This is a genomic window from Acanthopleuribacter pedis (genome assembly GCF_017377855.1).
Classification (GTDB): domain Bacteria; phylum Acidobacteriota; class Holophagae; order Acanthopleuribacterales; family Acanthopleuribacteraceae; genus Acanthopleuribacter; species Acanthopleuribacter pedis.
Genome location: NZ_JAFREP010000009.1, coordinates 38,231 through 63,511, shown reverse-complemented (window position 1 = coordinate 63,511; position 25,281 = coordinate 38,231). Strand labels below are relative to the sequence as shown.

Below are 25,281 nucleotides of genomic sequence, written 5' to 3'. Positions count from 1 at the left end.
CGTTTCGCCCGGTTAGTTCTGGTTGATCTTCGAGCCTTTCATCTTGATTTTGGATGAGGCCTTGAAGTTCATCTTTTTGCCTTTCACGGTGATGTCGCCGTTTTTCTTGAGGACGGCGGTCACGGAACCCACCTTGATGGTGAGCTGGTCTTTGATTTTCAAAACGGCTTTTTTGTCGCAGGTGAAGTTCATGTCTTTCTTGGAGTAGACATTGAGCTTTTTGCCAAAATCCATCTTGCCGTTGGCGGCAACGTCGAGGAAATAATCCTTACCGACCCCAACGGTGTACTTTTTGCCGACACTCAGCGAAGCTTCCTTGTCGATTTTGATCAAGTCTTCGCCTTTGACCCGGCGCTGCATGTTCTTGTCGACGGCGATTTTGTAATCCTTGGCGACGTTCTCTGTGTATTGGCCGCCAACGGTTTCGGCCAAGTTCTTTCCGATATGGATGTTCATGGAGGTGCCGATTTCTTCATCGTGCTGCTTGCCGACTTCAATGCTGCGGTTGTTGCCGATGACGATGGTTTCGTCGTGGTCGACGGTGCGCGTGTTGTCGTTGAGTACGTGGGTGTTCATGTCTTTTTCGGCGCGAATGTCGACCAGCTCTTTACCGTCCTGATCGTCGAACATAATGTGGTTGTCTTTAATGGTTTTAATAATGTTTTGCCATTTTTGCGCGGGGCCCAGCGGTGGGGTGTTGTAGTTGTTGTAAACGCGACCGGTGACCACGGGCAGGTCGGGATCGCCGTTGACAAAGCTGACGAGTACCTCGTGGCCGATACGCGGGATCCACTGGATGCCGTAATCTTTGCCGGCATAGTTGTTGGAAACCCGAACCCACATGGAGGAGCGGTCGTTTTTGGACCCTTCGCGGTCCCAGTGGAACTGCAACTTACAGCGGCCCAGGTCGTCGAGGTACACCTTGGCGCCCGGGGGACCGGTGACCTCGGCGGTTTGCACGCCGTAGATGCGGGGTTTGGGCGTGACGCGTTCCGGGCGAACCTTGACGTCGGCGGCGATGGCGCTAAAGTGTACCGAGAAGTGGCCCTGCTCCAGGTTGTAACGGGTTTCGGTCAGGATCCAGCGACGGTTGCATTCGCCGCGGAAGTGTTTTTCCAGGGTGAAAATGTGGCCGGGACAGAAAGAGCGGCAGGTGGCGCGACCGTGGGCCGCTTTGGAGGTGGTGATGTTTTCCTCTTTGCGGATGCGGGCGTAAACGGTGCCGAGCGCGACGTTGTCGTAGTTTTGTGTGTGTTCGTACTGTTCGAGTTTGCTGAAGTTGGGGACGGCGCCCTCGACCTCGGTGACTTTTTGGTCACTTTGCGCGGCTTCATAGAAGTAGTCGTTGAGCACAACTTTGCCGGTACCGATGGTTTCTTCGTAGGTGAAATCGCTGACCACCTCGTCCTCGCCCATGGCGTAGACCATGCCGACTTCTTCGTCGTACTTGGCGTTGCTGGTGGGGGTGCAGTCGGGGAAGCCGGCGGGGTAATCGGTGAACACGACTTTTTTGGCCTTGTGGTCGAAGAAATAATTGATGCCGTCGTGTTCGAGCAGGCGGCTGATGAAGTTGAAATCGGATTCTTCGTATTGCAGGGTGTAGATGCGTTCGGGTGGGTCGCTCTGCAGTTTCCATTCGTGGGCCACACCGGAGTCCCCGAGGACCTCGGTAATGATGTCCTTGGAGGTTTTTTCCTGAAACACCTTGGAGGCGGACTGTTTGGTGGTCAGCCAGAATTTAGGGCGAAATTCGACGTGGTAGGTGTACCACTTATCATTTGAGGCATCGACGTCGCCGTGGTGGGTGCGTGCTTGGGAAAATTTGGTGATGATCCCGGAGAAGTGACGTTCCGAGGTGAGTTCGGGTCCCGCCATCATGACGATGCTGACTTCTTTGTCGAGCATTTGGGCAAAACTCAGACCCGCGTCACGGGTTTTAATAAGTGCTTTGAAAACATACAGTTGGGAGAGTGCCTCGTGACCTTGCAGCGAGAGAATCTGGATTTTAGAACCCGGACTTTTCCACAGCAGATCGGCGACGTTGTTTTTGATCGCGCTCAATGAACGGTACCTCCATTGTGTCTATCATATCGCCTCACGAAATTTGCAAGGTTCGGGCCAGGATTGGTAGTTAATCGTTCGAACCGCGTAAAAAGCCGGGGGCGTCGTGGCGATGGGGGTGTTGTGCCGGCTGGATCCGCCATGAGGGCTGACCTGAAAAGTGATGGGCCGCAAAGTGTTTGGCCGGGATTAAAGAACAACGCGGGCAAGGCAAGGCGGCGATCCTTTTTTCTCAGCGTGTCGGTTGTTCGATTCAAGGGTCATGCTATTGCGTGGCAAAAGTCACGTTGTTTCGTGATCAGTGATCCTTGTGCCGCCGGTAAGCTGGAATTTTGGTGTAAGCGGTTCCTGGGTGTTTCCGAACAGGTGTTCCGAATGCAGAACTGGCTGAACCTGTCACTGATCCAGCTCCAAAACCGTTCGAGCCTGTGAAAGGGATTTTATTTGCCGAGTTTTTTTTCGAGAGGGGAGTGCGCTTTTTTGCTCTGATTCGCTTTTTCTTCTAGAGTGGCTGATAAATTTTGTGCTGGAATACGCTATTAATTTATGGGTGTCCTTTTCTCTGGGTAGCTTGGTTTTCACCTTTAACTCAAAAGCAAGGCTCCCGAGCAGCCCTAAAAAGAAATATGGAGCGTTATATGGTTCTTCTTATTTTAATGGTTCTGGTTCAATCACCGCCGGAGCCTTCTTTGGTGGAGACGATTCGAGCAGAATTGGTCGAAAATGCCAATTTACAGGAGCAGCGGATTGAAGCTTTGCGTCAAACGTCCAAACGAGAATTCGTTTCCATTCCTGTTGATCACCAGTCGGACTTGGTTCGGTACATGATCCTGTTTGGGCAAATCGAAAACGGCTCCCCGGTTGTGCGCAAGGCTCTGTTTGAAGCAGGTCTCCAACAAAGCGATTTCTTGGTTCTTCAGGAAAGCATGCGTGATTTCAACGAACGCAACCAGGAGAAGTTAGGCGCTTATTTCACCAGCGATAGCCTCGTAAAAGAAATCCTTCTGGAAGTCAAGAAAACCGGCACCGTCACCGATGCCCAAGCGATTGAGGTGATGAATTTTAGCCAAGCTTTGTCGCGGATGGTGAGTGCGACGATCATCGCGGAATCCCTGGCCGAGTTAACGCCGGTGGGTCGCAAAATTACCGCCAAAGTCGCTCGAGACTTTTCGGTTGACGTATCGGGTGCTACCCAAAAAAACGACGATCTAGCCGCTTGGAAAAGAGGAATACTTGCCCATTCCCAGGCAGAATGGGTGGAGGTGACTCAGTGATGTTCCTTGCGCTGTCCTTGGCAGCGGAGCGAACAAAACCGCTGTTCGGACGGGTCACGGCTGTCCCAAACGGGGAAAACGTGATTTGACCCGCGCTAGAAAACGACGGCTGACCGGATGGGCTTCGCCGCTTAGGGCGACCAGGGTGTCGGGCTCCCGTGTGAAGGCGCCGATCCGCTGGATGTTGACCAGGTGGGATCGGTGGCAACGTTGAAACAGGTTGGGGTCCAGCAAGGTTTCCAGTTTCTTTAGGGTGGCGCGGTGAATAAACACCTTGGTTCCGCGATCATCAAACACGCGGATGCAGAGGTAATCGCCCGCCGACACAATCGACTCAATCCGTGTTACCGGAACCATGTGGGTTTCCTCTCCCTCCTTAAGCGCCAGCCTTGCCAAATAGCGTTCGGGTTCGCTGGGGCGCGGCGGTGCTGTTTTGACCGGTCGGCGGCGGCACTTGGCCATCATGTCGGCAAATTGATCGTCCCGAATCGGCTTGAGCAGGTAATCCACGGCATCGACGCGAAAGGCTTGGTGCGCGTAGTTCGCATAGGCCGTGATAAACACCACCTTGAGATGCGCGCGATCCGCCACGGCTTTTGCCAAATCCAGGCCGTTCCCGCCTGGCATTTCGATGTCGAGAAAGACGGTGTCCGGCTGCAGGTGATCGATGAGCACCAAGGCGTCCGAGCCGTTGTCGGCCTCGCCCACGATGGTGACGTCCGCATAAGTTGCCAGGCGTAGGCGGACGGCTTCTCGCGCGAGCGCTTCATCATCGACAATTAATACCTTCAAACGCCTGAGCCCTCCGGTTCCTTGGGGAAATGGCATTGTGCCTCAAAGGTATCGGCATCTTTGCGAAAAACGAAAAGGTGTTGGGCGGGATAAGCGTGGGCCATCCGTTCGGCGGTATTTTTGAGGCCCAACCCGGTTTTTTCCGCGTAGGTTTTGGTTGTCCCCGCGGGCGCGAGGCTGTTGGTGATGGTAACAACCCAGGCGTCGTCCTGCTCTTCCGCCTTGACGACCAGGTCACCACCGTTGACGGCGGGATGGATGCCGTGTTTTAGCGCGTTTTCAATCAGGGGCATGAGTATTCCGGCGGGCACGGGCGTGGAAGCGGTGCCTGTTACCTGCCAATCCAGGCGCAGGCGATCACCGAAGCGCCGTTTCTCAACGGCGAGGTAGGCCTGAATCCAGGCCAGCTCTTGTGCAAGCGGCACGTTTTTGACGTCGCGAACGGCTTGATCCACGGCGAACCGAAAAAAGCGGACCAGTTCGCCGAGCAAGGCGCGTGCTTGTTCGGTGCGTTGGGTGGCGAGCAAGGTGTCGAGACTGGAAAGGGTGTTGAACAGGAAGTGCGGTTGGATTTGGTACTGGAGCAGGCGTAACTTGGCCTCCTGGGCCAAGGCCTGTGCCTCGGCGGCGTTTTTTTGGGATTCGAGGCGGCCGTGGTAGAGGAGAAAACCCTGGTAGCCGAAGCCCCAGGCGAGCAGTTGCACCACGGAAGATTTGCCGTTGTGGAAGTAACCCCAAAATTTGAAGGCGTTGTTGGCCGATTCCAAAACGTGATATTCCAGGCTGTTAAACAGGAGGCGCCACAGCAAACCAAGCGTCAGCGCGCCGAGGAGCATGCCGCCCATCTGGACGGGGATAGGTCGGCGGGTCAAGAAGAGGATGAGCGGTCGGAAGGCATAGGCGGCGGCCAAACCCAAGCCCATATAGCAGAAAATCCAGGTCCAGGAAGGGGGACGGGTATTCAGCCAGGTGAAACGGGTCAGCAGGGCGAAGCCGACCCAGACCGCGATTTGCACGGATAAAAAAGAGAAGCGCATGGGGTTATTCTATGCGAGGCCGCGCGAGATGCGCTTACCAAAAATCGCAAAAAAGCGACCGCTTATCGCAAAGCCGGCATCCTTGCGCGCGGCCTCCCCGTAAATCCCCTTCGACATCCATTGAAGGAGTGACCATGCGATTGTGGTGTGTTGTGTTTTTGTGTTTGATGACGGGCGTGGGTGAGGCGCAAACGACGCGGTATTACGGCGCTTTGCCGTTTTGGGAATCACCGCTGCAACCCTTTATGGGCGCCCTGCCCTTGACGCCGGAGGAGGCGGCCAAGCGGGTCCATGTGGCGGCAACTTATGACGGCCAGGGGCGTTTGATCGAGATCCAAACCAAACTCGGCGAGCATTTTAAAGATTCGGAAGGCGCGCTTTTGGCCCTCTACGTTCACGCGGTTCGCACCACCGTTCATTATAAGGAGAACCGACAGATTCATCGCTTCTACAACCGCGAAGGGAAACGCACCACGGGTTGGGGTAAGGTTTGGGAGAAGGTCTATCAGGTTGATGATCACGGTCGTCCGCTTGAGCTGATGTTCTTCGACAAGGCTGGGAAGCGGATTGAAAACAGTTGGGGAAATTACGCTTATCATTGGGAGCATGGGCTCGACGGCAGTGTGATTGAGACCCGCGTCGACCAAGCAGGAACCCTCAAAAGCCATCGCCCCGGCTTTGAATTTAAGCGGATTCGAATGACTTTTGGTCCCGACGGGCATTTGAGCCTGATGCAAAACTTGGATGAAAACAACCAACTCTTGAACGCGCCTTCCGGGGCCGCCCAGTACCGCTACTTCTATGGTTCGCAAGGGTTGTTCATGCGTTGGGAAGTGTACGATGCGGCGGGTAAGCCGGCATTGGGGCCGACGGGCACCGCGGGGGAGTGGTACGAACTTTCGAAAAATCGCAAAGAGATTGTGTTTTTTGGCAAAAACGGCGCCGCCAAAGAACATTATTCCGGCGCGGAACGTTGGGATATGACTTATGACGCCAACGGCAACCAACTGACGCGTACCTTGCGGGGCGCCGACAAAAAGGCAAAGGTCGGCCGTTTTGGTTATGCAACCATGCGGTTTGATTGGGATCCCTCGGGCTTGTGGCTGATGGGCCGCACCTATTTGGATGCGACCGGCAAGGTTGCCGAGAACGGCGACGGGGTGGCGCGAGAGCTGTATACCCGCGATAAGCGTGGGTTGCGGCGGGAAACCCGTTATTACGACGCCGCGGGGAACTTGACCCTAAATACCTGGAAAAAAGCGGCGGTGGAACGGTTCAGCTACGATGGCGACGGAACCCTGATCGAAACCGAGAAACTGGACGCTGCAGAGGAACCGATTGACTAACCCGCGGTTTTCACAAGGATTCGCCGCGAGAAGCTGAAAGCCTTGTGAGAATCGCGGGTTAACCCGATTTCCAGTCGGAACAAAAAAAGGTGGGTCGCGGGGACCCACCTTTCTACATTATATATATACGTGTGGCGAGAAACGATATTGCGCGAAGCGCACCAAAAGCTTTGGCAAGCGACGCTGCATAGTTTCTAGTCGTTGATTTGGATTTGGTGATCCACGCGGTTGATTTCATTGCCGTTGCTGTCGAAGGCCACGGCGGAAAGGGAACGCGTGCCGGTGAAGTTAAAGCGGTAGCTGACCGGGAAATCGCTGTTGCGGTTGCTGCTGCTTCCCAGCAGGTAGGTATCGTTGGCGTAGTAACGCACGCTTGCCACGTTCGCATCACCTTGTGCCGTCAAGGCGACGGGGTTGTCGGTGACGGACGGGGTGGTGAACACAAAGGCACTGTTCTGAACGGTCACGGTGCGGCTGTCGCGTGCCAGCTCACGGCCGCTTGCGCCGTAACCGATAACGGTGATTTTGCGTTGGCCGACGGTGTAGAAACGGGTGTCGACGGCGTAACCGCCGGCGGCGTTGGCGGATTCACCCACGGGCCAGCGGTCGTCGGCGAGGTAGGCGACGCGAACCACGTCGCCGCTGCTGCGCGCGCGCAGGCGGACCGGGTTCAGCGCGGTGTCGCCCATGTTCAGGGTGACGGTACCGCGCTCGACGCTTTGGGTCGGATCGTAGGCGGCCACGCCGTAGTGGCGTTGCAAACCGTACATGTGGGCCTTGGCCATGTCCGTGCGCCAGGCGCCTTTGGCCATTTCGGCCGCATCGCCGCTGTTGGAAACGAAACCCTGTTCGGAGAGCATCGCGGGCATGGAGGTATAGCGCAACACGTAAAAACCGGCGGTTTTAATGCCGCGGTCGCGCAAACCGCCCGCGTCGATCAGCTCTTCATGAATCGCGGTTTGCAACAAACGCGAGTTGGTGCTGCCGTTGCGGTAACGAAAGGTTTCGGTGCCGTTGGCGCTTGCGACGCTAAAGGAATTGGCGTGGATGGAGATGAACCGGTTGGCGCCGTTGCTGTTGGCGTAGGCGGTGCGGCCGGCCAGACTGACGCTGGTATCACCGGTGCGCACCATCAACACGCGCCAGCTCGAACCACCCGAGGTATCGGCGGTGTCGGCGTTCAGCAAGGAGCGCAACTTAAGGGCGATGTCGAGGTTGATGTCGGATTCACGCAGGCCGTTGCCGACCGCGCCGGGATCAGAACCGCCGTGGCCGGCGTCGATGCAGATTTTGGGCTGGGCCGCCAACGGGGCGAGCACGATGAACAAGAAGACGGTTATCATGTGCAGCAAGGTTTTCATTACTCACCCCCTTGCGGAAGCACCGCGACGAACACGGCACCGTCGGCGTCATAGGCGATGTGGCGACCGTCGTTGGCGACGGCGGGTCGTTGCTCCCGTTGGTCCGGGGTGTTGGTCAGTTGGGTGGTGGTGTTGGTGTTCAGATCGTAAACGAACAAATCGCTGTTGATGATGTGGTAGTGGCCGTCTTCTGAGATGTCGAAGAAGATTCGGGTGCTGTCGGGACCCCAGGAGGGGTGGTTGCCTTGGCCGATGTGGATGCGTTGACCGCTTTCCAAATCCAACACGTGCAAACCACTGGTCAGGCCTTCGTAAAGCACCTTGGTGCCGTCCGGCGAGCCTTGCGGACCGAAGAATTTGTCGCCGCCGTTGGTTAAGGCGATGGGCCGTTTCAGGGTTTGGCCGTCGCGCACGGTCAAGAACAGTTCGTCGTTCACCATGTTGAAACGGGTGGGTTCGGCCGCGGCTTCGCGCTCTTGTTTGTCGCGGGCGAAGCTGTTACCGCCGAGGTCGATTTCGTTGGCGGGGGTTTCGCTGTCGGTTTGGCCTTGGTCACGGAACCACAAGCCCTGTTCGTGGGGATGCCATTGGGGTTTGTAGCCGGCCATGTCCTGCTCACTCAAGGTGGTGATGCTAAATCCTTTCTTGGCGCGGGTGTTCATGTTGACCAAGTACAAGCCGCGGTATTGTTCGCCGGAAAAAACCAAGTGCTCACCGGACGGCGACCACAGCGGCGCCATGAATCCCTTTTGGGGGGTAACGGGCAGCGCGGCTTCCAGGGGTTGGTTGGCCAAACGGCGTTCGGCGATGTGGAGGGTGGCGTAGGTTTTTGCGACCTGGTTGCCGTCGGCGTCGAACCCGAGGGCGGTCACTTCAAACAAACCCTCGTGCGGGAAGGCAACCACGGCCCCGAAATCGGCTGAAGGCGCTTCACTTTCACCGAGCAGGGTGCCGTCGAACAGTTGGTAGCGCACGCTTGCGACATCGGCCCGCGCGACCTGAACGTGCAGCGAGGTGTGACGCGGGTGAATGTCCTTGCGTTTGACCGGCATGGCGAACTGGTTTTCGCGATGGTGGAGGTAGCCGATTTCGTGGGCGGAAACAGTGCAGAACAAAGCCAAGCCTAATAAAGCCAGGCATGTTTTAAAGAGATGATGCATTGGAAATACTCCTGATTTAATCGAGACAGAGCGGTGGGACGGGGGTCCCGCCGCGTTTATTGACTGCCGAGGTTTTGCGCGCCGCGGCGCTGATCGGACTATGGCTCAAGGACGGTGAAGGCCGGAACGATTTGTTCCCATTCATCGGGGGCAAGCGCTCTTTGGGTTTCCTCAAGGAAAACCACGGGTGGTTCTTCATGCATGAAGTCGCCTTTGTTGCGCGGACCCTCGAAGTTGGAAGCGATCAGGCGCACGGCGCGGTCTACCGTGGCGCGCGCGTTGGTTTTGCTGACCACGTCGTTCATCAGGAACGAGAACAAATAGGAATTGCCGTTGTGGCGGTTGGTGACCACGCCGGAAAGCGAAACAACCGGGTTCAGGGTTCCGGTTTTGGCGAAAACGCGGCCGCGAACATCGTTCTCGGTCAGGCGGTTGCGCAAGGTGCCGTCGACACCGCCGACGGCCAGCGTCTGTTCCCAACTTGCCGTGGCCGGGTTGGTTTTCAGGGTGCGGATCATTTTGATCAGCGTGCGGGCGCTGAGGCGGTTGCTGTAGCTGAGACCGGAGCCGTCGGCGACACGGTTTTCGGGGTAGTCGGCGTCGATCTCGGCCAAGAAGTCCATCATGGCTTCGCCGCCCGCGGCCGAGGAGATGCGGCCTTTAACGACGTGGCCGAGGTGGGCGCGCAGGATGTCGGCGTAGGTGTTGTTGCTGGGTTTGTTGAGGTCCTTAAAGGCCTCGGCGATGGTGCGCGAGCGGTGGGTGTAGACGCGGTTGTCCGGCGCGTTGATGCCGCCGAGGGTGCCGCTGCTCCCGTTAACGGTGACGCCGCGATTCCGCAACACATTGCGGAAATGCGAAGCCGCCGAACTCAGACGCGCGCTGTAGCTGCGACTGTAGTAGTTGGTTTCGTACCAGTTACCCATCGCGAGCACGCGACCGGTGACGCGCTGCAACCCTTGGCTTTTGAGTTGGTCGACGATGCGGTTAAAGACCGGATCGCGACCACCGTAGGCCAGGGCCATCGTGTAGTCCTCGCGGCTGTAGATAATCAGGTCGCCGTTGAGGGTGCCGCCGGAGAAGGTGCCGTTGAAGTGGATGTCGGTTTCGAAACGGTGGTCCTCGCCGAGGAAGTGGTAGGCCGCGCCGGTAACCCACATTTTCTGGTTGGAGGCCGGAATTTTGCCGACGCCCGCGTTCCAGGTGAAGTAGGTGAACCCGCCGCTGAGGCTCTCAACCCGACCACTCAAGCTATGGGAAGAGGCCGCGTTAAAGATGTTGCGAATCGAGGTTTGCAGGCTGGTGCCTTGTTGCGGATCGGGTTCACCGGTACCGCCGCCGGAACCGATGGTGATGGGTACCTCGATGCGGCGCAGCTCGTGGCCCGCGCGGTCATAAGCCACCGCGCTGATGTTGCGACGGCCTTCTTGGTTGAACGGGTAGGTGACACTGAAGTCGTTCCAGCGCGCGCGTGAACTGCCCAACGGCCAGGTACCGTCCGCGAAGTAGTCGATACGGGCCGTGTCGCCCGAGGCGCGTACTTGGAGCTTGGCCGGGTTGGTCGTGTTCGAGGGGGTGATGAAGAACAAGGGTTCGTTGCGGATCGTGATCGTGCGGGTGTCGCGGCCGACCTCGTTTCCGGCGGCGTCGAAACCAACCACGGTAATCGATCGTTCGCCGGTGGTGCCGAATTGCGGGTAAACCGAAAAGGCCGCGTTGCGGTCCGTGCTCGTGCCCAGATCCCAGCGGTTATCGGCAAGGTACTGAATACGGGTGACGTTGCTCGCCGCATCCGCGCTGAGGTGCAGCGGGTTGGTCATGGGCGAAGGCGCCGACAGCACCACCGCTTGGTTGCGGATGGTGATCGAGCGATCTTCGCGGGCGATTTCGTTGCCGTCGGCGTCGTAAGCGACCGCGCTTAGGTTGCGGGGACCCACGCCGCTAAAGCGGTAGGTAACCGCGAAACGGTTTTCGGCGTTGCTGCTTTCGCCCAGGCTGAACGAACCGTCGGCTAGGTAGACGACCCGCGCGGTGGTTGCCCCGGTTTGTACGTAAAATACGGCCGGGTTCACGATCACACCGGGATTGGCAAAGGCAATCGTGGGTGCTTCATCTTCGCCCGGTGCGGTAAAGTCCCCCGTATCGGCGGCTACTTCCAGGCCGGCGCTGTTGTAGCCCCGTGCCGTGATCGTTGCGGCGGCGCCCGCGGAGAAGGTGCGTTCGATGCGGAACGCGTCGGCGCGTTCCTCGGATTCACCCAGCAGGGTTTCGCCTTGGTAGTAACGCACGCGGGTGACCGTTTCGTCGGCGTCGACGCTGAACACAATCGGGTTGGCGGCGTCGTCAATCAACAGGCTGAGCTGGGCTTGCGGGGGACCGCCGTCGCCGATCACCAGCGCTTGGCTCGATTCGGTGAGATGGAAACGGAAGTCACCGCTGTTGAGTTGCCCGTTACCGTCGGCGTCGAGGTACAAACCGACGACCACGCGGTAAGAACCGCTCGCCAAGCCGGCGGGGATGTTGAACGGACGTTGCAACAAACCCGCGCCCGGGGCGAGGGTAATCAGGTTGTCGTTGGCGGCGTCGCTGGTGTAGGCGCCGGAGGCGTCGCGAAGCGAAGCGCCGAACAAAATGCGGTGGGTGGCGCCGGCGTGGTTGGTGACGTTCAGGCCCAAGGTAATCGCGGTGCCGGGACGCGCTTGGCCGCTGGAAACCTGCAGCGCCCCCAACGCGAAGGGATGGCTGATCGCGCTGTTGCGTTTGCCGCTGCCGTTGCCGTTGGCGTTGTAGTAGTGGTTGGTGATCCAGGCCCAATTGCGGCCCTGTTGCGACCAGTAATGGGTGCCCCATTGGGACATGCCGCGACCGTGGCCGAAACAACCGCGGTTGCGACCCACGCTGTCGGCCAAACAAGGCCAACCGGTGGACGGCGAACCCACCGAACCGTTGCCGCAGCTCAAATCGCCGTTGTTGCAGGTGAGCCCGTCGTTGGGATCGTCCCAGGCGTTGTTTTGAGCCGAATATTCGGAGCGGAACGCGGTGCTTTCGCCGGCTTGGACCAGCATCAGACCCGCGGTGTCGCGCGCGGCTTGGGCGGTGCGGCTGTTGGTGGTATCCGTATACACCTGGCAACAGGTGGTGGAACAAATGTCGTAATGGGTCGCCTTGGGGTTGTCCACGTGCCATGCACCGTAGGAGCGGAAGGCGATGGCGCCCGAGCGCAGGGAATCCATGCCCCAAGAAGCGATCCATTCGCTTTTCAGCCCGTTGGCGACGTAGGTCTCCAGGCTTCGCACCACCACCCGGCTACAGGTTGAGCAGCTACAATCCATGCCGATACGAATGCTCGCCGGTGGTTTGATGAACCGCGATACGGCCGGGGCGCGTTTGAATTGGGGTTTGACTTGGGTTTGCGGGCTGAGCTCGGTTTGGGTTGGCACCCCGCGGTCTAGCCGGTGGCGCCGATCTTCCGAGATACCGCCGCTTTCCATATCGAGGTCCTCGCGCAAGATAGTGACACCCGGAAGCAAGGAAATATTTTGCAAGGTGGTGCGGCGATCCTCGCTTTCAATGATCAGGTTGTCGACGGTCACGTAGGGTTTGTTACCCGCGTCAATCGGTTGTTCCCATGCGTAAACGATTTCGAAACGCCCGTCTTCGTCGGTAACACCTTCGTATCCTTGGTTTTCCATCAGCACGCGGTGACCGACCAAGGGCAGTCCGGTGTCTTTGTCGTACAGGTAACCCTCGAGTTGGGCCTGGTCCTCGGGTAGGTCGGTGGTTTTGCGGCGCAACCCTTCGGGCATGGGCACCGGGTCCAGGTGGAACGCGACGGTTTCCACGGGGGTTTCGTCGTTGACGGTAATCGTTGTTTCCAGGGGAAGGTAACCTTCAGCCTCAGCGCGGATGGTGTAAATCCCTGGCTCCAATATAAGTTCTGCTTTGCCGCTGACGGCGGCGCGGGCAATGGCGCTTTCGCCGTCGTGGTGACGGGTCAGGTGCAGCATGCCTTCCAGCATGGCGCCGGTGCGACCATCGCGGATTTTGTGGTAGAGCGATGATGAAGCAAACAAGGGTAGAAACAAAAGAACGGCGGTGAGTGACCGCTGAATCCATCGATTCATGGGAAAAACTCCTTAAAGATGGGTACACCGCGTCCGTGTACCGCCACATCCCAAAAAGGAGCACCCTGCCAAAACCCAAATGTTCCCGCGGCGGTCGGGATATCCCCAAACGAGGGGCGGTCGTGTCGATCCGGGCGGTGCACGTGGGCACGGGCAGGTCGACCGGCGCTGGGTCGGTTAGGCACGAGGCGTTGCCCGGCAACTCAATGCGGGTTCAGGTGATCGGACGCGTCCATCTCTCAGGCCGGCGTAGAGAAGGGCGGACGCGCCAAAGGATCCCGACGCACACAAGGTGCGGGCGATGAAGGCTGTGGCGTACACCGAAAGGGTGTGATGTCTGTATGCTTTTCAGGTGAAACGGCCGATTGCGGCAACGAATCGAGAGAAGGGAAGACCCAATAGATTAGGTGTGTCCGCGCGGGTTGCCGCGGGGCATGGCCCCGGCGTCCAAAAAAGGGCAGGAAGAGGCCGCGAAGACGGGCGATCAACCCCGGTCCAGGGAAGGGAAGGATGTCGCCGAAGGGAGCCGGTCCGCATCATTCATACGGAATGCGGACTGGAGAAACAGGACGTGCGCTGATGGGCGCGATGAAGGAAGCGTGCGGGTTAAAAAATGGATGGATGCTAAAAAAAAGCGAAACCAAGAATCCCGCTATGGACCGAACTGTAACGGCAAAATTACCGGCCGGCAAGGTAATCTCAAGCCCGAAAGGTTGTCAACCCACGAAAGGGTGATCCAGCACATCCAAGCATGGATAAACCAAAATTAGCGGTTGCGTTTTTGCGCGAAATCGTTAAAGTTGACGGCTCCGTCATGAAAAAAAAGATGAGAATCTGTCACGTAGGCTTTACGTATTGATATGGGCCATAGCTAAATTAATGAATGGTTTAGGGGATTTATGGAGTTCTTAATGATGCGCCGGGTTTACCTTTTATTTACAGATGGATCGCGTTATTCGGCCGGTGTTTCTTTTGCCAAGCGGTAGTAGTTCAAAGCTTCTTTTATCGCGTTGCGTTTGGTCTCGGCTTTCATAAAAGTCAACGAGACGTCTTTGTATTGGCCGTCGACGTCTTTGACGGTAAGTGCATCCTCGCTGACAGATGTCAGCTCATGGAGTTTGCGCCAGAGGTAGATTCTTTGTTGACCACCTATTAGCGGGATCGTAATCAGGTGATCGGCGTTCATTGTAATTGCGGGTTTCCTCAGCCGCAGGACCCCTGTAATACCGACGACAAGACCTAAAATAGGGAGGAATCCGATGCCGATGAACAGAAGGTGAAATAACGAAAAACCCGCCCAAACGTGGGTGAAGTAGCGCCAGGAGGAATCGAAGTAAAAGGCAAAGTCTTCACCAACTGGGATGGGCGGTGCGAGTTCGGTTTCCGGTGATTCAAAAGGGTTTTCGTTGCGCATCCCTGCCTCCGTTGGGTGTGATCCGATATTCTACGGTGGCCGGGGCGTGAAAAGATGAGAAAGAGGGTCGTTACCCCTGCTTTCTGTGCACGGCGTCGATCAGCGCCACGGGTTGTGAAGCGTTTTTTTGAGCAAAAGGGGTTTGCAGGCTGGAGGCTACCACGTCGACCTCATGCAGGAAACTGTCCCATTGTTGGGCGCCGACTTGGTGGCGGAGTGCTTGTTGTGCGTGCCGCCATAACGGCAGGGCTTTCGTGAATATGGCCTTGCCCTCGTTCGTTAACCGGTAATGGTTGTGCCTTGATTTTTTTTCCGTGGTGATCCAGTTCTTCTCGATCAATACGGTTGTATTGCGGGTTAGGGTTGTGCGGTCCAAACCAAGGACATGTGACAGTTCGCCGGTGCTGGGTGCGCCCAGTTGGTAAATGGCGGAGAGCAGGCTGAATTGGGTGCCTTTTAGCCCGATTTCGTTGAGGAAAGGATCGTAACAACGGCCGATTAAGCGGGACAAACGTTTGATTTTAAAATAGAAACAGGGGCCGATAGCGGCGGGGTCCAGCGGGTCGGCCGGCTTGGGGGGATGCTTCATTTCTGCCTCAAAAGGACGCCGTGGCGCGGGCGTACTGAATCCAGGCCGTGAGCAGATCCAATTCGGCCAGGTCCGCCAGGGTGCGGCGGTCGTTGAGGACCGCCTCGAAGTCGAGTACATCGTTAAGGGTGGCGCGCCCGCTCTGGTAGCGCTCGGCTTCAACTCGCAAAGTTTCGGTGGCCTGGGTGACGTCGAGCTTGCGCACGCGAATGGCGGTGATCGCCGTCCGCCAAGCCGCATAGGCCGCTTCCAACTCAAGGGTGATGCGGCGCTTTTGCTCAACCTGGCCGGATGAAACAGCCTGGGCCTGCATGCGTTTCGCGGCGGCTTGATGTTTGCGGGCGCCGCCGCGGAACAGCCGTTGCCGCACTACCAGTTGGGCTGTTGCGAAACGATCTTCACTGAAGGGTGAGGGTTCCATGGCTTCCAGCGCCAAACGTGCATCGAGCCGCGGCAGGCGGTCGGCGCGCACCGCCTGGGCTTGCAGCGTTAAAGCCCGTTGTTGCCGGGCCAACGCCTGGAGTTCGGGCCGTTGTTTTTGCGCCAACCGTACCGCATCGTCCTTGGCGGGAAGTGCCCGCGGGAATTGGCCGCGTTCGTAACGGGGTTGGGCGGGCCCGGCCAGGCCGAGCGTTCGGCCTAAATTGATTTGGCTCACCGCGTAGGCGTTTTGGAGCCGGATCAGCGTGAGTTTGGCGTCCTCGCGACGCAGGCTGATTTTGAGCAGGTCGGATTGCAACGCGCGGCCCGCATCCACTTGGGCTTGAACCTGTTGCGCGCGTTCCGTCAAACTTTGAATGAAGGTTTCGATGCTGCGCAATTGGGCCTCATAGCGAAGGCTTTGAACAAAAGCCAGCGCGGCTTCCTGGATCAGGTCGAGACGAACCCGGTTTTGGTTGTGTCCGCGGGCTTCCGCCAAGTTCCGCAAGGCCGGGACGCTGTACCCGCGGCCGGCGATGTCGATCAGGGCTTGGCGCGCCTCGATTTGGAACACGCCGCTATGGCGGTCGCCCTGTTCAAGGGTGCCGATGGGGGTGACCAAGGCCGGTACCGGGTCTTGGTATTGGTAGCGCAAAGCGGCATCGAGGTGGGGCCGGTTGAGCTGGGCGGCGACCGCGTCGGCCTCGGCACGAGCCGCCTCGGTTTGCAACGCCGCGGCGGTCAGTTGCGGCCGTTGTTGGGCCTGCTCGATCACTTGGTCTAGGGTGAAACGCGGGGGGTGCTCCGCGTCGGATTGTGCCAGAACAAAAAACAGAATCAGCATCATACAACCACCTCCTCGGATGCGTTGCGGAACAAGACCAGGTACAAAGCAGGCACCACCAGGAGCGTGAGCATGGTGGCGCTGAGCAGGCCGGAGATCATCGCCCAGGCCATCGGCGGCCACAGCGAGGAAGAAGACAGTGCCAGCGGCAGCAAGCCCGCCACGGTGGTAGCCGTGGTCAGCAGGATCGGCCGCGTCCGTTTGCGTACGGCTTTGCGGACCGCCTCCGGCAACGGCAGACCGGCGGCGCGGCCTTCTTTGACCACCTCGATCAACACAATCGCGTTGTTGACCACGATCCCGGCCAGGGCCAGCACGCCCAACAAGGACATGAACCCAAAGGGTTGGTTAAAAAGGAGCAGACCGGGAATGACCCCAATCGCCGAAAGTGGGATGGTGATCATCACAATCGCGACCTCGCGGAAGCGGTTGAACTCGGCCAGCAAAATAAAAACCAGGAGCAGCAAGGTGGTGGGCATGTTGCGCAAAATGGCCCCGCGCGCGGTGTCTGAGGCCTCGACGGCACCGCCCAATTCGTAACGGAGCAAGGTGTCCCAGGTCAATTCTCCCAGATCGCGTTTAAGCGGGCCGATGACCTGGTTGAAGCGGGTGCCGGTCGCCAGGTTGGCTGAGACCGTGACCGTCCGCGCGCGGTTGCGATGGTGGATGACGGAGGGGACCCATTCCGTTGTGAAGCGGGCAACTTGTTGCAGGGGGACGGGGCTGCCGGCGCCGTTGGCGATATCCAGGCTCGCCAGTTGGGGCAGGGGGGTGAACTCTCCTGCCCCGCCGCGCACCAGAATGGGCACGGGATCGTCGGCCTCGCGGAATTGACCCGCCAAAATGCCGCGGGTTTGGCGGCCGAGTGCCTGGGCGACATGGCCGCGGCTTAGGTGTCCGCGCCCCGCGGCCGCGTCGTTCACGCGAAAGGTGAGCGTGGGCTGACCGCGACCCAGGTTATGACGGATGCTGTGAACGCCTTGCTGCCGTTCCAGGATGGCGACGACGGCCTCGGTTCGTTGTTCGAGGACGCGCGCATCTTCACTGCTAATGCGGATCTCGATGGGGGCGTCGACCGGCGGGCCTTGTTCCATGATGCGCGTGATCGTGACCGCCTCGGGAACCAAACGCTGCATTTCCCCGCGCAGCCTGTCGGCAAACGCCGCCAAACCCTCGGTGGATTGGGTGGTGAGCAGCACCTGGGCAAGGTGCGGCGCGGCCGGGTATTTGGGCAGGTTGTAGTAAAACTGGGGCGCGCTGCGCCCGATAAAAGTCGCCGAACCAACCACAAAAGGATCGTTTTTGACCAGGCGTTCCAATTGTTCCGCGGCGGCGGTGGTTGTCTGGATGTGGCTGCCGACGGGGAGTTCCAGGCTCACCAAGAGTTGGTTGCGATCCCCGTATGGGAAAAACTGCTGGTCCATGCGGGTTGCGCCGAGGGCCGCGGTGATCAGGACCAAGCCCACGGCGAGGAGCACCTTACGTGGGTGGTTCACCGAAATCGCCGCCAGGCGGTCCCAGCGTTGTTGCTGTTCCCCGCGAATCAGTTGTTTTTGGAAGCGCGCGCTTAAGGTGGGCGTGACACAGAGGGCAAAAAAGTAGCTGACGGCGAGGGTGATCATGATGACGCGCGGGATGTCGCGGGTGAAGCTGCCCACGTCGCCCTCCGCCAGCAGCATCGGGACAAAGGCGGCGAGGGTGGTCCCGGTGGCTGCCAACAAGGGCAGGGCCAATTCGCGCAGCGCTGTTTTGGCGGCGGTGACGCCGTCCAAGCCGTGATCCAGGTGCCATTGAATGGATTCGGCCATCACGATGGCGTTGTCAACCAACAAACCCAAGGCGATGACCAGGGCCGCGATGGACAATTGGTGCAGGATGCCGCCCGAGAAGAAAAACAAGGCGACCGAGGCTAGGGCGATCATGGGCACAACCGAGGCCACCACCAAACCCAAGCGCAAACCCATGGTTGAGACCAAAACCAGTGACACGACGGCGATCCCCAGCAAAAGGGAGAGGCTCAGGTTTTGCAACCGATCTGCGACCCGTGCCGGTTGAAAGGTCACCTCGGTCAGGGTGAAGGGAGCAACGCGGGATTTCAGGTCCTCGGTGAGGGCGCGCACCTCGTTGCCAAAGGTCACCAGGTTGATGTTGTCGACCGGAACCACGCCCAGCCCGACGGCGCGGCGACCGTTGACGCGCATGATCTCGCCGATGGGTTCCCGCGGGCCGCGTTCCACCCGCGCAATACTGTGCAGCGGCACGGCGGCGCCGGAAGGCAGCACAATCGGGGTGGTACGCAGATCCTCGAGGTCACGGAACTCGGCCCGTGGTCGCAAGAAGGTTCCCAATCCCCCGGTTTTTACGCTCCCACCTGGCTGATTGAGGTTGCGCTGCTGGAGTTGTTGCGCCAACACGCCGGCGTTGAGGCCGAGCCGCCGGGCTTGGGCGTCGTCAAAAGCGACGGTGATTTGATCGCCGGGATCGCCCGCGATTTTTACCGCGGCCACACTGTCCAACTGCAGCAGCGCTTTTTTGACCTTTTCGGCGGTTTCCATGAGGGCAAGGGGATCGTCGATGCCGGTGACGGCCAGTAGCACCGCCTCGGTTTCGAGGATGTCTGTATCCAAAATCGGTGGCAAGACCCCGGCCGGGAATTCAAGGGTTGCACGATGGATGTGACGGCGTACCTCGTCCCATTCGGCGTTAATCGCTTGATCGTCGTCGAGGAATCCGCGCAGTTTCAAGGTGGTCACCACCACCTCGGCGCGGATTTCCGATTCGATACGGGTGATGCTGTCGACCTCGGCCAGTTGTTCTTCCAGCGGATCGGCCACCAAACGCGCGATTTGTTCGGGGTCGGCGCCGGGATAAACGGTGATCAATAGGGCGTTGCGCTCGGGAATACGGGGATCTTCCATGCGCGGCATCACCCGCCACGCGACCAGGCCGGTTGCGCAGAGGAGGAAGGCCGCGGCCAAGGTTAGCTTGGCCCGTTCCAATCCGATCCATAGGAACTTCATGGCGTCACCGCCTGGCCGACGATCACCGGGTCACCGTCGTGTAACAGCGCCGGTGCCCCGATCACCACCCGGTCATGGTGCTTCAAGGCGCCGCGAACGATCACGCCTTGTTCCTGGAGTTGGAGCAACTGGAGCGGCACGCGTTTGGCCCGGCCGTCAACCAACACAAAGGTCCAAGCCCGCTCGCCGGAAGGGCTGAGCACGGCTTCAACGGGAATGCTTATTTGGGGCTCGTCCTCTTGGGCAATGGCCACCTCGGCGGTTAAACCGGAGATCAGGCCGTCGAAGGGGGTGATGGCGACGTGGACCGGAAACAGGTGGCCGGGTCCGAGGCTGCTGGAGCCCAGATGGCGAACCGTTCCCGCCTCGGCGCGGCGGCCGAGTAGGGGAAAATCAACCGATACCGACATGCCGAGGCGAATGTGGGGGAGCAAGGATTCGGGCACCTCAACCGCGACCTCCACGGCGCCGGCGCCACTGAGCGCATAAATCGGGGCGCCGGGTCGCGCGTATTCACCGGCTTCGATGAAGGTTTGGGTGACGACCCCGGCAACGGGCGCGCGCAGTGTCGTTTCGTCGATGAGTCGGCGGATCTCTTTGATTTGGGCTTGAAGGGCGTCGCGTTTGGCGCGTTGTGCGGTCAAGCCGGCGCCGACCTTTTCGACTTCTTCTTTGGTCGCGGCGCCGCGCTGAAACAAATCGGAGGAGCGGTTTTGATCCCGCTCGGCCTGGGCGATGAGGGTGTTCAATTCGGTGAGGTTGCCCTGCAAACCGGCCAGTTGGTGGCGAAAGGGATCTGCATCTAATTGCGCCAGAACCTGGTCCTTGGCGACCTGTTGCCCCACCTCAAAGGGGCGTGTTTCCAAACGGCCGCCGACGGTAAAAGACAGGTTGGCGGTGTCGCGGGCACGGGTCACCCCGTAAAGGCGAAAGCTTTGCTGTTGGGCGAGGGTGACGGGGGCGGTGGCGACAACCAGCGGTTGTTGGGCGGGTTGGGGTTCGGCAAAAGCGGGTTGTTTCCACCAAAGAACAAAGAGGACGAGGGTGGTCAGGCAGAGGGAAGCGAGGAAGGTAAGAAGTCGCACGAAAGCCTCCTGTGTGTAGGTGCACATATTGGCGTCAAAAAAAGGCCCCACGACGGGGCGTTGGTAAAGAATGTATATGCACGCTCGCGGCGATGCAAGTAAAAAGTGCAAGTACACATTTGTGCAATATCCTCACACGGATGCGACCTTGCCTTGTGCTTGTGGGAACCAAAGGTTGTTATGGATCGGTGAGCATGGTGGCATTCATTTGGGGAGAAGGCACGACTTCAATCGGGTAACGCTTTGCTTTCGGGATAGGTGGCAAAGGGGGGCCGGTTCGCCCCGCCAGGTTAGCCCGCGGTTCTCACCAGAATTCGTCGCGAGGCTTTGAAATCGCTGTGAGAACACAGGTTACGACCGAGGGCAAACGCAGCGGGGCCGACCATTCGGCGTGGCAGCGCTACGTCGAGGCCGCCCCGCCGTTGCTTTGCAACGGTGCAGCCAAGTAACCTAAGTCATCGCAGCTATTTCAACGCCGGAGCAGAACTTCTGGTGAGAAATGCGGGTTAGACTTTGAAGGCGTCAACCAGGGCTTTGAGGCTGTCCGCCACGGAAACCATGCGCTTGGCGCCTTCGCCGGTTTGGGCCGCGCCGGCGCCGGTTTGTTGCAGGGCCTCGGTTAACAGGGTTACGTGGCCCATCGATTGATCGTGCTGCTGGTTGGCGTTGTTGATGCTCTGGTTGATGTCGGTGGTGTTCTCCGCCTGACGCATGACCGATGCAACCGTGTTCTGTTGTATGTCGTTGAGTTCCGTAACGATGTTGGTGATCTGTGTGACTGCTTGAATGGCTTGGTTGACGTCCTCACGCATGGTGCCGATACGGTTGCTGATGTCGCCGGTGGCGTCGCCGGTTTGTTTGGCCAGTTCTTTGACTTCCTGGGCAACCACGGCAAAACCTTTGCCGGCATCACCCGCCGCCGCGGCCTCAATGGTGGCGTTTAAGGCGAGCAAGTTGGTTTGGGAGGCGATTTTTTCGATGACGGCGACCACGTTGCCGATTTCGCGGCTACTTTTGCCGAGTCGGTCGATGATTTCACCGGTGTTGCGGGCCTCGCCCTCGGCGCGTTGGGCCACCTCCGCGGCGTGGTTGGAACCGGCGACGACCTCGTCGTTGATGCTAATCGAGGCTTCAATGCGACCGGCGGCGGCATGCATGCTCTCGGTGATTTGCTCGCCGTAGACACGAATGTCCGCGCCGGTGACGATGGCCTCCTCGGCTTTCTCAATTTGTCCGTTGCTCAGGCTTTCCAGTTGCGCCGCGGTCTCATTGATTTCCACCGTTTGCAAGGCGATTTGGTGCATGCCGGTGCGGAAGTTGGCGAGCAACTGTTCCAACCCCTTGGCAACCCGGCCCACGGCGTCGTCGCCCGCTACCTCAATGGTTCCGGTTAAATCACCGTCCGCCGCGCGGTCAACCACGGCGAGCAGGGTACGCACCCTTGCCTCGGCTGCCTCGGCCCGTTGATGTTCTTCGTTTTGTTTCTCGGCCATAAGCTGCTGTTGTTGCGCCAGCGTTTCAGCTTGAACCGAGGCTTGTGCGGAATGGCGCGCGGCTTCCTGTTTTTCTTGGGTGATCCATCGTCCTGCTAGGATCAGCACCGCCGCCATCACAATCGCCCACAGATAATGACGGATCATTTGGAACCAAGGATTGTCGGCGGCGCCAAAGATGGACTCGGGAATGAAAAGGGTACGTAGCAAATGATCGGCGCCGATCACCACAACGGCGGTTAGGGTGGTGCGCCAATCAAAATAGAGGCCGATAAAGGAAACCATCACAAAAAAGTGGAAGTGGGCCTCGTCGACGCCGCCGGCGATATGCGTAAAGATGCTGGTGTAGAGCATGCCCGCGATTGCCAACGCATAACGGGTTACCGCCATGCCCGGCGCACGGCGCCACATGAAAAATGGAACCAAGGAGATCAAACCCCCCAAGCCGACGGCAAGGTAGACGTGAGCGTAGGTATCCGCGACAGTTCCGTCCCAGGTTCGCGGCGTTGCCAGCAAGGCAAAGACGACGGCGGCGGGCCATTGCGCGATCAGTAATCCGACCAAAAGCCGGTCGATTTTGCTGAAATAATGTTGTTGCCGCTGTCGGAAAAGTTCTGTGGTTCGCTCGGCAATGAGGGCGTCGTTTGATGCGGTATCGATAGACATGTTTGTGGTTCTCCCAATCTTTTTGAATCTAAATATCAGCCATAAACGGGAACTTTGGCGAGGGTGTGACGTCCCGCCGCCAATGCTTTAATCGCCGCGGTCCCCGAGCTTTCCTCGGCATGACCGCGACCGGCGCTAAGACCGCCGTGGTAAACAAGCTTTCCAGACACATCGTCGTGTTTCCCCGGAAACCCCGCTTGCGAACAAAGGGGTCTCACGGCCGCTACCCCACACGAGGCGCATCCAATCCTGGTGTTCGGCACGCCGCACCTAGCCGGCTTTCCGCCAATCGGATGGATGACGATTGGGTTCGTAGAAAACCAGAACCATCCCGGGTGTGGGCATGCGATGGATCAAGGTCAGGCTCCTGTCCCGAGTCATTCCATCGTTTGGTTTGTTCTACCGCGATGTACCGGCTTATCGGTTGGGCGCGGGATAGTCTGAGCCTTTGTTGAAAGAAAGCGTAAAAAGCGGGTGACGGGGCCGGGTCGGCAGGTGGATTTCAGGGGGTAAAGCTATGGAATTGTTTGCGTTGGTGATTTTTTTTAAAAACGTGTCCCCATCCTGACCGAATCGACACCTCTCCTTTCTGAAGCCGGTTTTATGCCGGCGCCGCGGCGGGATCCGTTGGCCGTATTTTGGGTCTCAGGTCGTCAATCACATTGCGCGGTGCGCATTGGAGTTATCTAATGAAAAAATTATGGATTATTTTAGCAGTTGCTTTTTTCGGTTTAACCGCCCAAACCCTTTGGGCAAGTGACGGCACCAACGTATCGGATGATCCCAACCTTGATTTTTCCTACACGGTGACAAACAGCGGTTCCCCCGTGAGTTTTCCCCTCGACCCCAGCGGTGGCGACATCGTCAATTTTGCGGAAGGGAACTACACCTTGGTCTACAATCCGACCGGAAAATCGCTTGACATCCGCGTTTCCGTAACAGAAACCTACACCGACAACGGTGACGGCTCTTGGAACAAGGTCGTGGATCGCCGCGTTGAATTTTTTGTTGATCGCATGACTGATTACGACATGGATTTCCAAGTACGCGACTTCAGCAGAATGACCCGTTACGGTTATGTCTACGGCGAGGTGGCGCGCACCTTCAACTTGTCCAAACGCGAAATTCGCTTCGGTGGTTCCACCACGATTACCATCGATGGTGACCGGGACCTTCAAGATGCGCCGCTTAACTGGATCGCCGCGGATGAAACCCACAAAGTTTTTGAGTACGCCTTTCAGCCCCAAATGATTGAAAAAGGCATTGAGCAGGCCATGATCCAGGTTCTGGAAACCCGCGATACCTGTGCCGAGGAGTTGAACTACCTCTTGCTCAAGTTTTTTGAATACGAAGGTTGCACCGGTGAATTCGATTGCTTGCAAGGCATGTTGAGCATGGAACGCGCCCTGGTTCCTTACTGCGCGGCCGGTGGCGTTGTCGGAAGCTTCGAAGGCAAATAAGGTTCCGTTTGAACTCAGTGTCCCACAACCTCGCGGGTTTCGCCCACGCTGTCGTGGGGCGGTGGGTTTGTTGTTTACGTGACCGGCAAAGCCGTCCAAGATTCAGTGGTTCTTTCACGGCGCGCGGTCTGCGAAAAAAATCTCAAAAAAAACAAAATTAAATGTCCCCGCGCCAGACGCAATCACACCTTTCCTCTACGAAGCAGGCAGAAAAAACCGTTTTTGACTGACGGGATTTGCCTGTTACGGCCAGGTCTCAGCTTGTCTCGCCCGTTCGTCGCTTAGGAGCGTTGCGGGTTAATCCATAAGCGTTTCGCTTGTTTTGGAGTGTCCTCATGAAAAACTTATTTCTTATGTTTGCAATTGCCTCGTTTTCCTTAACCTTTAGCTCCCCAATGGTATTCGCCCAAAACGGCGCCAATGTTTCCGACGATCCCGATGTCGATTTCCAATTTGTAACCACCGGCTCCGGTAAGACGGGGCGGAATTTTCCCGATCCAGATGCGCTGCACAGCGAATGTTGGGCGCAGGGTGATTTCACGCTTGCCTTTCAACCCACGGGTGAAGCCTTAGGCATCCGCGTTTTCTTGGAAGAGCTTTACAGAAACAACTACGATGGAACCTACACCAAAACGGTTACGCGTCAGGTTGCCTTCACCGTGGACGACGGTGTCACCTATGAGATTGACTTTCAAATGGTGGATACCCTGCAGGTAACCGCGATGGGCGAGACCATCGGCAACGTGACCCGTACACTGAACATGCATCAAAAACGAATTCAAGGCGGGAGCACCACGAGCATTAACCTGGGCGGAACCCGTGATTTGCAACATGCCACCAATATCTGGATTGCCGCCGAGGAAATGAACAACGTTTTGGGTTTCCAGCATTCGCCCGAATTGATTGAAAAGGTGATCGTCCAGGCAACCAAACAGACGTTGCTCAACCGCGATACCTGTTCGGGTGAAGTGAATTATGTGCTGCTCAAGTACTTGGAATTCATTCAGTGCGGGAGTCAGGAGGCGTGCTTGCAGGACATGTTGAGCATTGAACGCGTGATGGTGCCCGAGAGCTGTGATTATTTTCGCGGGCAACAAATCGCTCAATAACGCTTAAAGTTGTTTGGAAAAAGGCG

At 58.2% G+C, this 25,281-nt stretch carries 17 protein-coding genes; 4 read left to right on the top strand and 13 right to left on the bottom strand.

Translation table 11 applies throughout. The features are described 5' to 3' along the window. Positions 1-12: 12 nt before the first annotated feature. A complete protein-coding gene (locus J3U88_RS12355; RefSeq protein ID WP_207859072.1) occupies positions 13-2,061 on the bottom strand; it encodes a type VI secretion system Vgr family protein in 2,049 nt (682 codons plus the stop codon). 626 nt (positions 2,062-2,687) lie between these two features. Between J3U88_RS12355 and J3U88_RS12350 the strand changes: the two genes are divergently transcribed. Then, positions 2,688-3,335, top strand: a complete 648-nt coding sequence (locus tag J3U88_RS12350; protein WP_207859071.1) for a hypothetical protein — start codon at positions 2,688-2,690, stop codon at positions 3,333-3,335. A gap of 54 nt (positions 3,336-3,389) precedes the next feature. Here J3U88_RS12350 and J3U88_RS12345 read toward each other — a convergent pair whose 3' ends face one another. Both J3U88_RS12345 and J3U88_RS12340 read right to left on the bottom strand, forming a co-directional pair. Further along, a complete protein-coding gene (locus J3U88_RS12345; protein WP_207859070.1) occupies positions 3,390-4,127 on the bottom strand; it encodes a LytR/AlgR family response regulator transcription factor in 738 nt (245 codons plus the stop codon). Beyond that, entirely contained in the window at positions 4,124-5,164 is a 1,041-nt protein-coding gene (locus tag J3U88_RS12340) for a sensor histidine kinase (RefSeq protein ID WP_207859069.1), read from the bottom strand. Before J3U88_RS12340 ends, J3U88_RS12345 begins: the two co-directional genes overlap by 4 nt. A gap of 134 nt (positions 5,165-5,298) precedes the next feature. On the opposite strand from J3U88_RS12340, the gene J3U88_RS12335 reads away from it, so the two are divergent. Then, positions 5,299-6,510, top strand: a complete 1,212-nt coding sequence (locus J3U88_RS12335) for a hypothetical protein (RefSeq protein ID WP_207859068.1) — start codon at positions 5,299-5,301, stop codon at positions 6,508-6,510. Positions 6,511-6,704: 194 nt separating this feature from the next. Here J3U88_RS12335 and J3U88_RS12330 read toward each other — a convergent pair whose 3' ends face one another. The 10 genes from J3U88_RS12330 to J3U88_RS34625 all read right to left on the bottom strand — a co-directional run bounded on the left by J3U88_RS12330 (position 6,705) and on the right by J3U88_RS34625 (position 22,856). Beyond that, complete coding sequence (locus J3U88_RS12330) at positions 6,705-7,871, bottom strand: N-acetylmuramoyl-L-alanine amidase family protein (RefSeq protein WP_207859067.1); 1,167 nt, start codon at positions 7,869-7,871, stop codon at positions 6,705-6,707. Continuing rightward, the gene (locus J3U88_RS12325; protein WP_207859066.1) at positions 7,871-9,031 is read right to left on the bottom strand and encodes a TolB family protein; all 1,161 of its coding nucleotides are present in this window, start codon (positions 9,029-9,031) and stop codon (positions 7,871-7,873) included. Before J3U88_RS12325 ends, J3U88_RS12330 begins: the two co-directional genes overlap by 1 nt. A 98-nt stretch (positions 9,032-9,129) precedes the next feature. After that, a complete protein-coding gene (gene dacB, locus J3U88_RS12320) occupies positions 9,130-13,155 on the bottom strand; it encodes a D-alanyl-D-alanine carboxypeptidase/D-alanyl-D-alanine endopeptidase (RefSeq protein WP_207859065.1) in 4,026 nt (1,341 codons plus the stop codon). A 952-nt stretch (positions 13,156-14,107) separates the two neighbouring features. After that, positions 14,108-14,569, bottom strand: a complete 462-nt coding sequence (locus tag J3U88_RS12315) for a hypothetical protein (protein ID WP_207859064.1) — start codon at positions 14,567-14,569, stop codon at positions 14,108-14,110. 70 nt (positions 14,570-14,639) lie between these two features. Beyond that, positions 14,640-15,158, bottom strand: a complete 519-nt coding sequence (locus J3U88_RS12310) for a MarR family winged helix-turn-helix transcriptional regulator (RefSeq protein WP_207859063.1) — start codon at positions 15,156-15,158, stop codon at positions 14,640-14,642. 7 nt (positions 15,159-15,165) lie between these two features. Further along, entirely contained in the window at positions 15,166-16,425 is a 1,260-nt protein-coding gene (locus J3U88_RS12305) for a TolC family protein (protein WP_207859062.1), read from the bottom strand. Continuing rightward, a complete protein-coding gene (locus tag J3U88_RS12300; RefSeq protein ID WP_207859061.1) occupies positions 16,422-19,442 on the bottom strand; it encodes an efflux RND transporter permease subunit in 3,021 nt (1,006 codons plus the stop codon). Before J3U88_RS12300 ends, J3U88_RS12305 begins: the two co-directional genes overlap by 4 nt. Beyond that, the gene (locus J3U88_RS12295) at positions 19,439-20,527 is read right to left on the bottom strand and encodes an efflux RND transporter periplasmic adaptor subunit (protein WP_207859060.1); all 1,089 of its coding nucleotides are present in this window, start codon (positions 20,525-20,527) and stop codon (positions 19,439-19,441) included. The genes J3U88_RS12300 and J3U88_RS12295 overlap by 4 nt, the downstream gene beginning before the upstream one ends. Before the next feature lie 506 nt (positions 20,528-21,033). After that, positions 21,034-22,686: a methyl-accepting chemotaxis protein gene (locus J3U88_RS12290; RefSeq protein ID WP_207859059.1), complete on the bottom strand. Its 1,653-nt coding sequence runs from the start codon at positions 22,684-22,686 to the stop codon at positions 21,034-21,036. 35 nt (positions 22,687-22,721) lie between these two features. After that, the gene (locus tag J3U88_RS34625; protein ID WP_279382524.1) at positions 22,722-22,856 is read right to left on the bottom strand and encodes a hypothetical protein; all 135 of its coding nucleotides are present in this window, start codon (positions 22,854-22,856) and stop codon (positions 22,722-22,724) included. Positions 22,857-23,375: 519 nt separating this feature from the next. Between J3U88_RS34625 and J3U88_RS12285 the strand changes: the two genes are divergently transcribed. Then, entirely contained in the window at positions 23,376-24,146 is a 771-nt protein-coding gene (locus J3U88_RS12285) for a hypothetical protein (protein ID WP_207859058.1), read from the top strand. Between the two features lie 335 nt (positions 24,147-24,481). Continuing rightward, the gene (locus J3U88_RS12280) at positions 24,482-25,255 is read left to right on the top strand and encodes a hypothetical protein (protein ID WP_207859057.1); all 774 of its coding nucleotides are present in this window, start codon (positions 24,482-24,484) and stop codon (positions 25,253-25,255) included. Positions 25,256-25,281: the final 26 nt, after the last annotated feature.

Coding starts and splice junctions, on each gene's coding strand:
- J3U88_RS12305 (WP_207859062.1), bottom strand. CDS start 16,425: ATGATGCTGATTCTGTTTTTTGTTCTGGCACAATCCGACGCGGAGCAC.
- J3U88_RS12350 (WP_207859071.1), top strand. CDS start 2,688: ATGGAGCGTTATATGGTTCTTCTTATTTTAATGGTTCTGGTTCAATCA.
- dacB (WP_207859065.1), bottom strand. CDS start 13,155: ATGAATCGATGGATTCAGCGGTCACTCACCGCCGTTCTTTTGTTTCTA.
- J3U88_RS12285 (WP_207859058.1), top strand. CDS start 23,376: ATGAAAAAATTATGGATTATTTTAGCAGTTGCTTTTTTCGGTTTAACC.
- J3U88_RS12315 (WP_207859064.1), bottom strand. CDS start 14,569: ATGCGCAACGAAAACCCTTTTGAATCACCGGAAACCGAACTCGCACCG.
- J3U88_RS12340 (WP_207859069.1), bottom strand. CDS start 5,164: ATGCGCTTCTCTTTTTTATCCGTGCAAATCGCGGTCTGGGTCGGCTTC.
- J3U88_RS12280 (WP_207859057.1), top strand. CDS start 24,482: ATGAAAAACTTATTTCTTATGTTTGCAATTGCCTCGTTTTCCTTAACC.
- J3U88_RS12335 (WP_207859068.1), top strand. CDS start 5,299: ATGCGATTGTGGTGTGTTGTGTTTTTGTGTTTGATGACGGGCGTGGGT.
- J3U88_RS12310 (WP_207859063.1), bottom strand. CDS start 15,158: ATGAAGCATCCCCCCAAGCCGGCCGACCCGCTGGACCCCGCCGCTATC.
- J3U88_RS12325 (WP_207859066.1), bottom strand. CDS start 9,031: ATGCATCATCTCTTTAAAACATGCCTGGCTTTATTAGGCTTGGCTTTG.
- J3U88_RS12290 (WP_207859059.1), bottom strand. CDS start 22,686: ATGTCTATCGATACCGCATCAAACGACGCCCTCATTGCCGAGCGAACC.
- J3U88_RS12300 (WP_207859061.1), bottom strand. CDS start 19,442: ATGAAGTTCCTATGGATCGGATTGGAACGGGCCAAGCTAACCTTGGCC.
- J3U88_RS12330 (WP_207859067.1), bottom strand. CDS start 7,871: ATGAAAACCTTGCTGCACATGATAACCGTCTTCTTGTTCATCGTGCTC.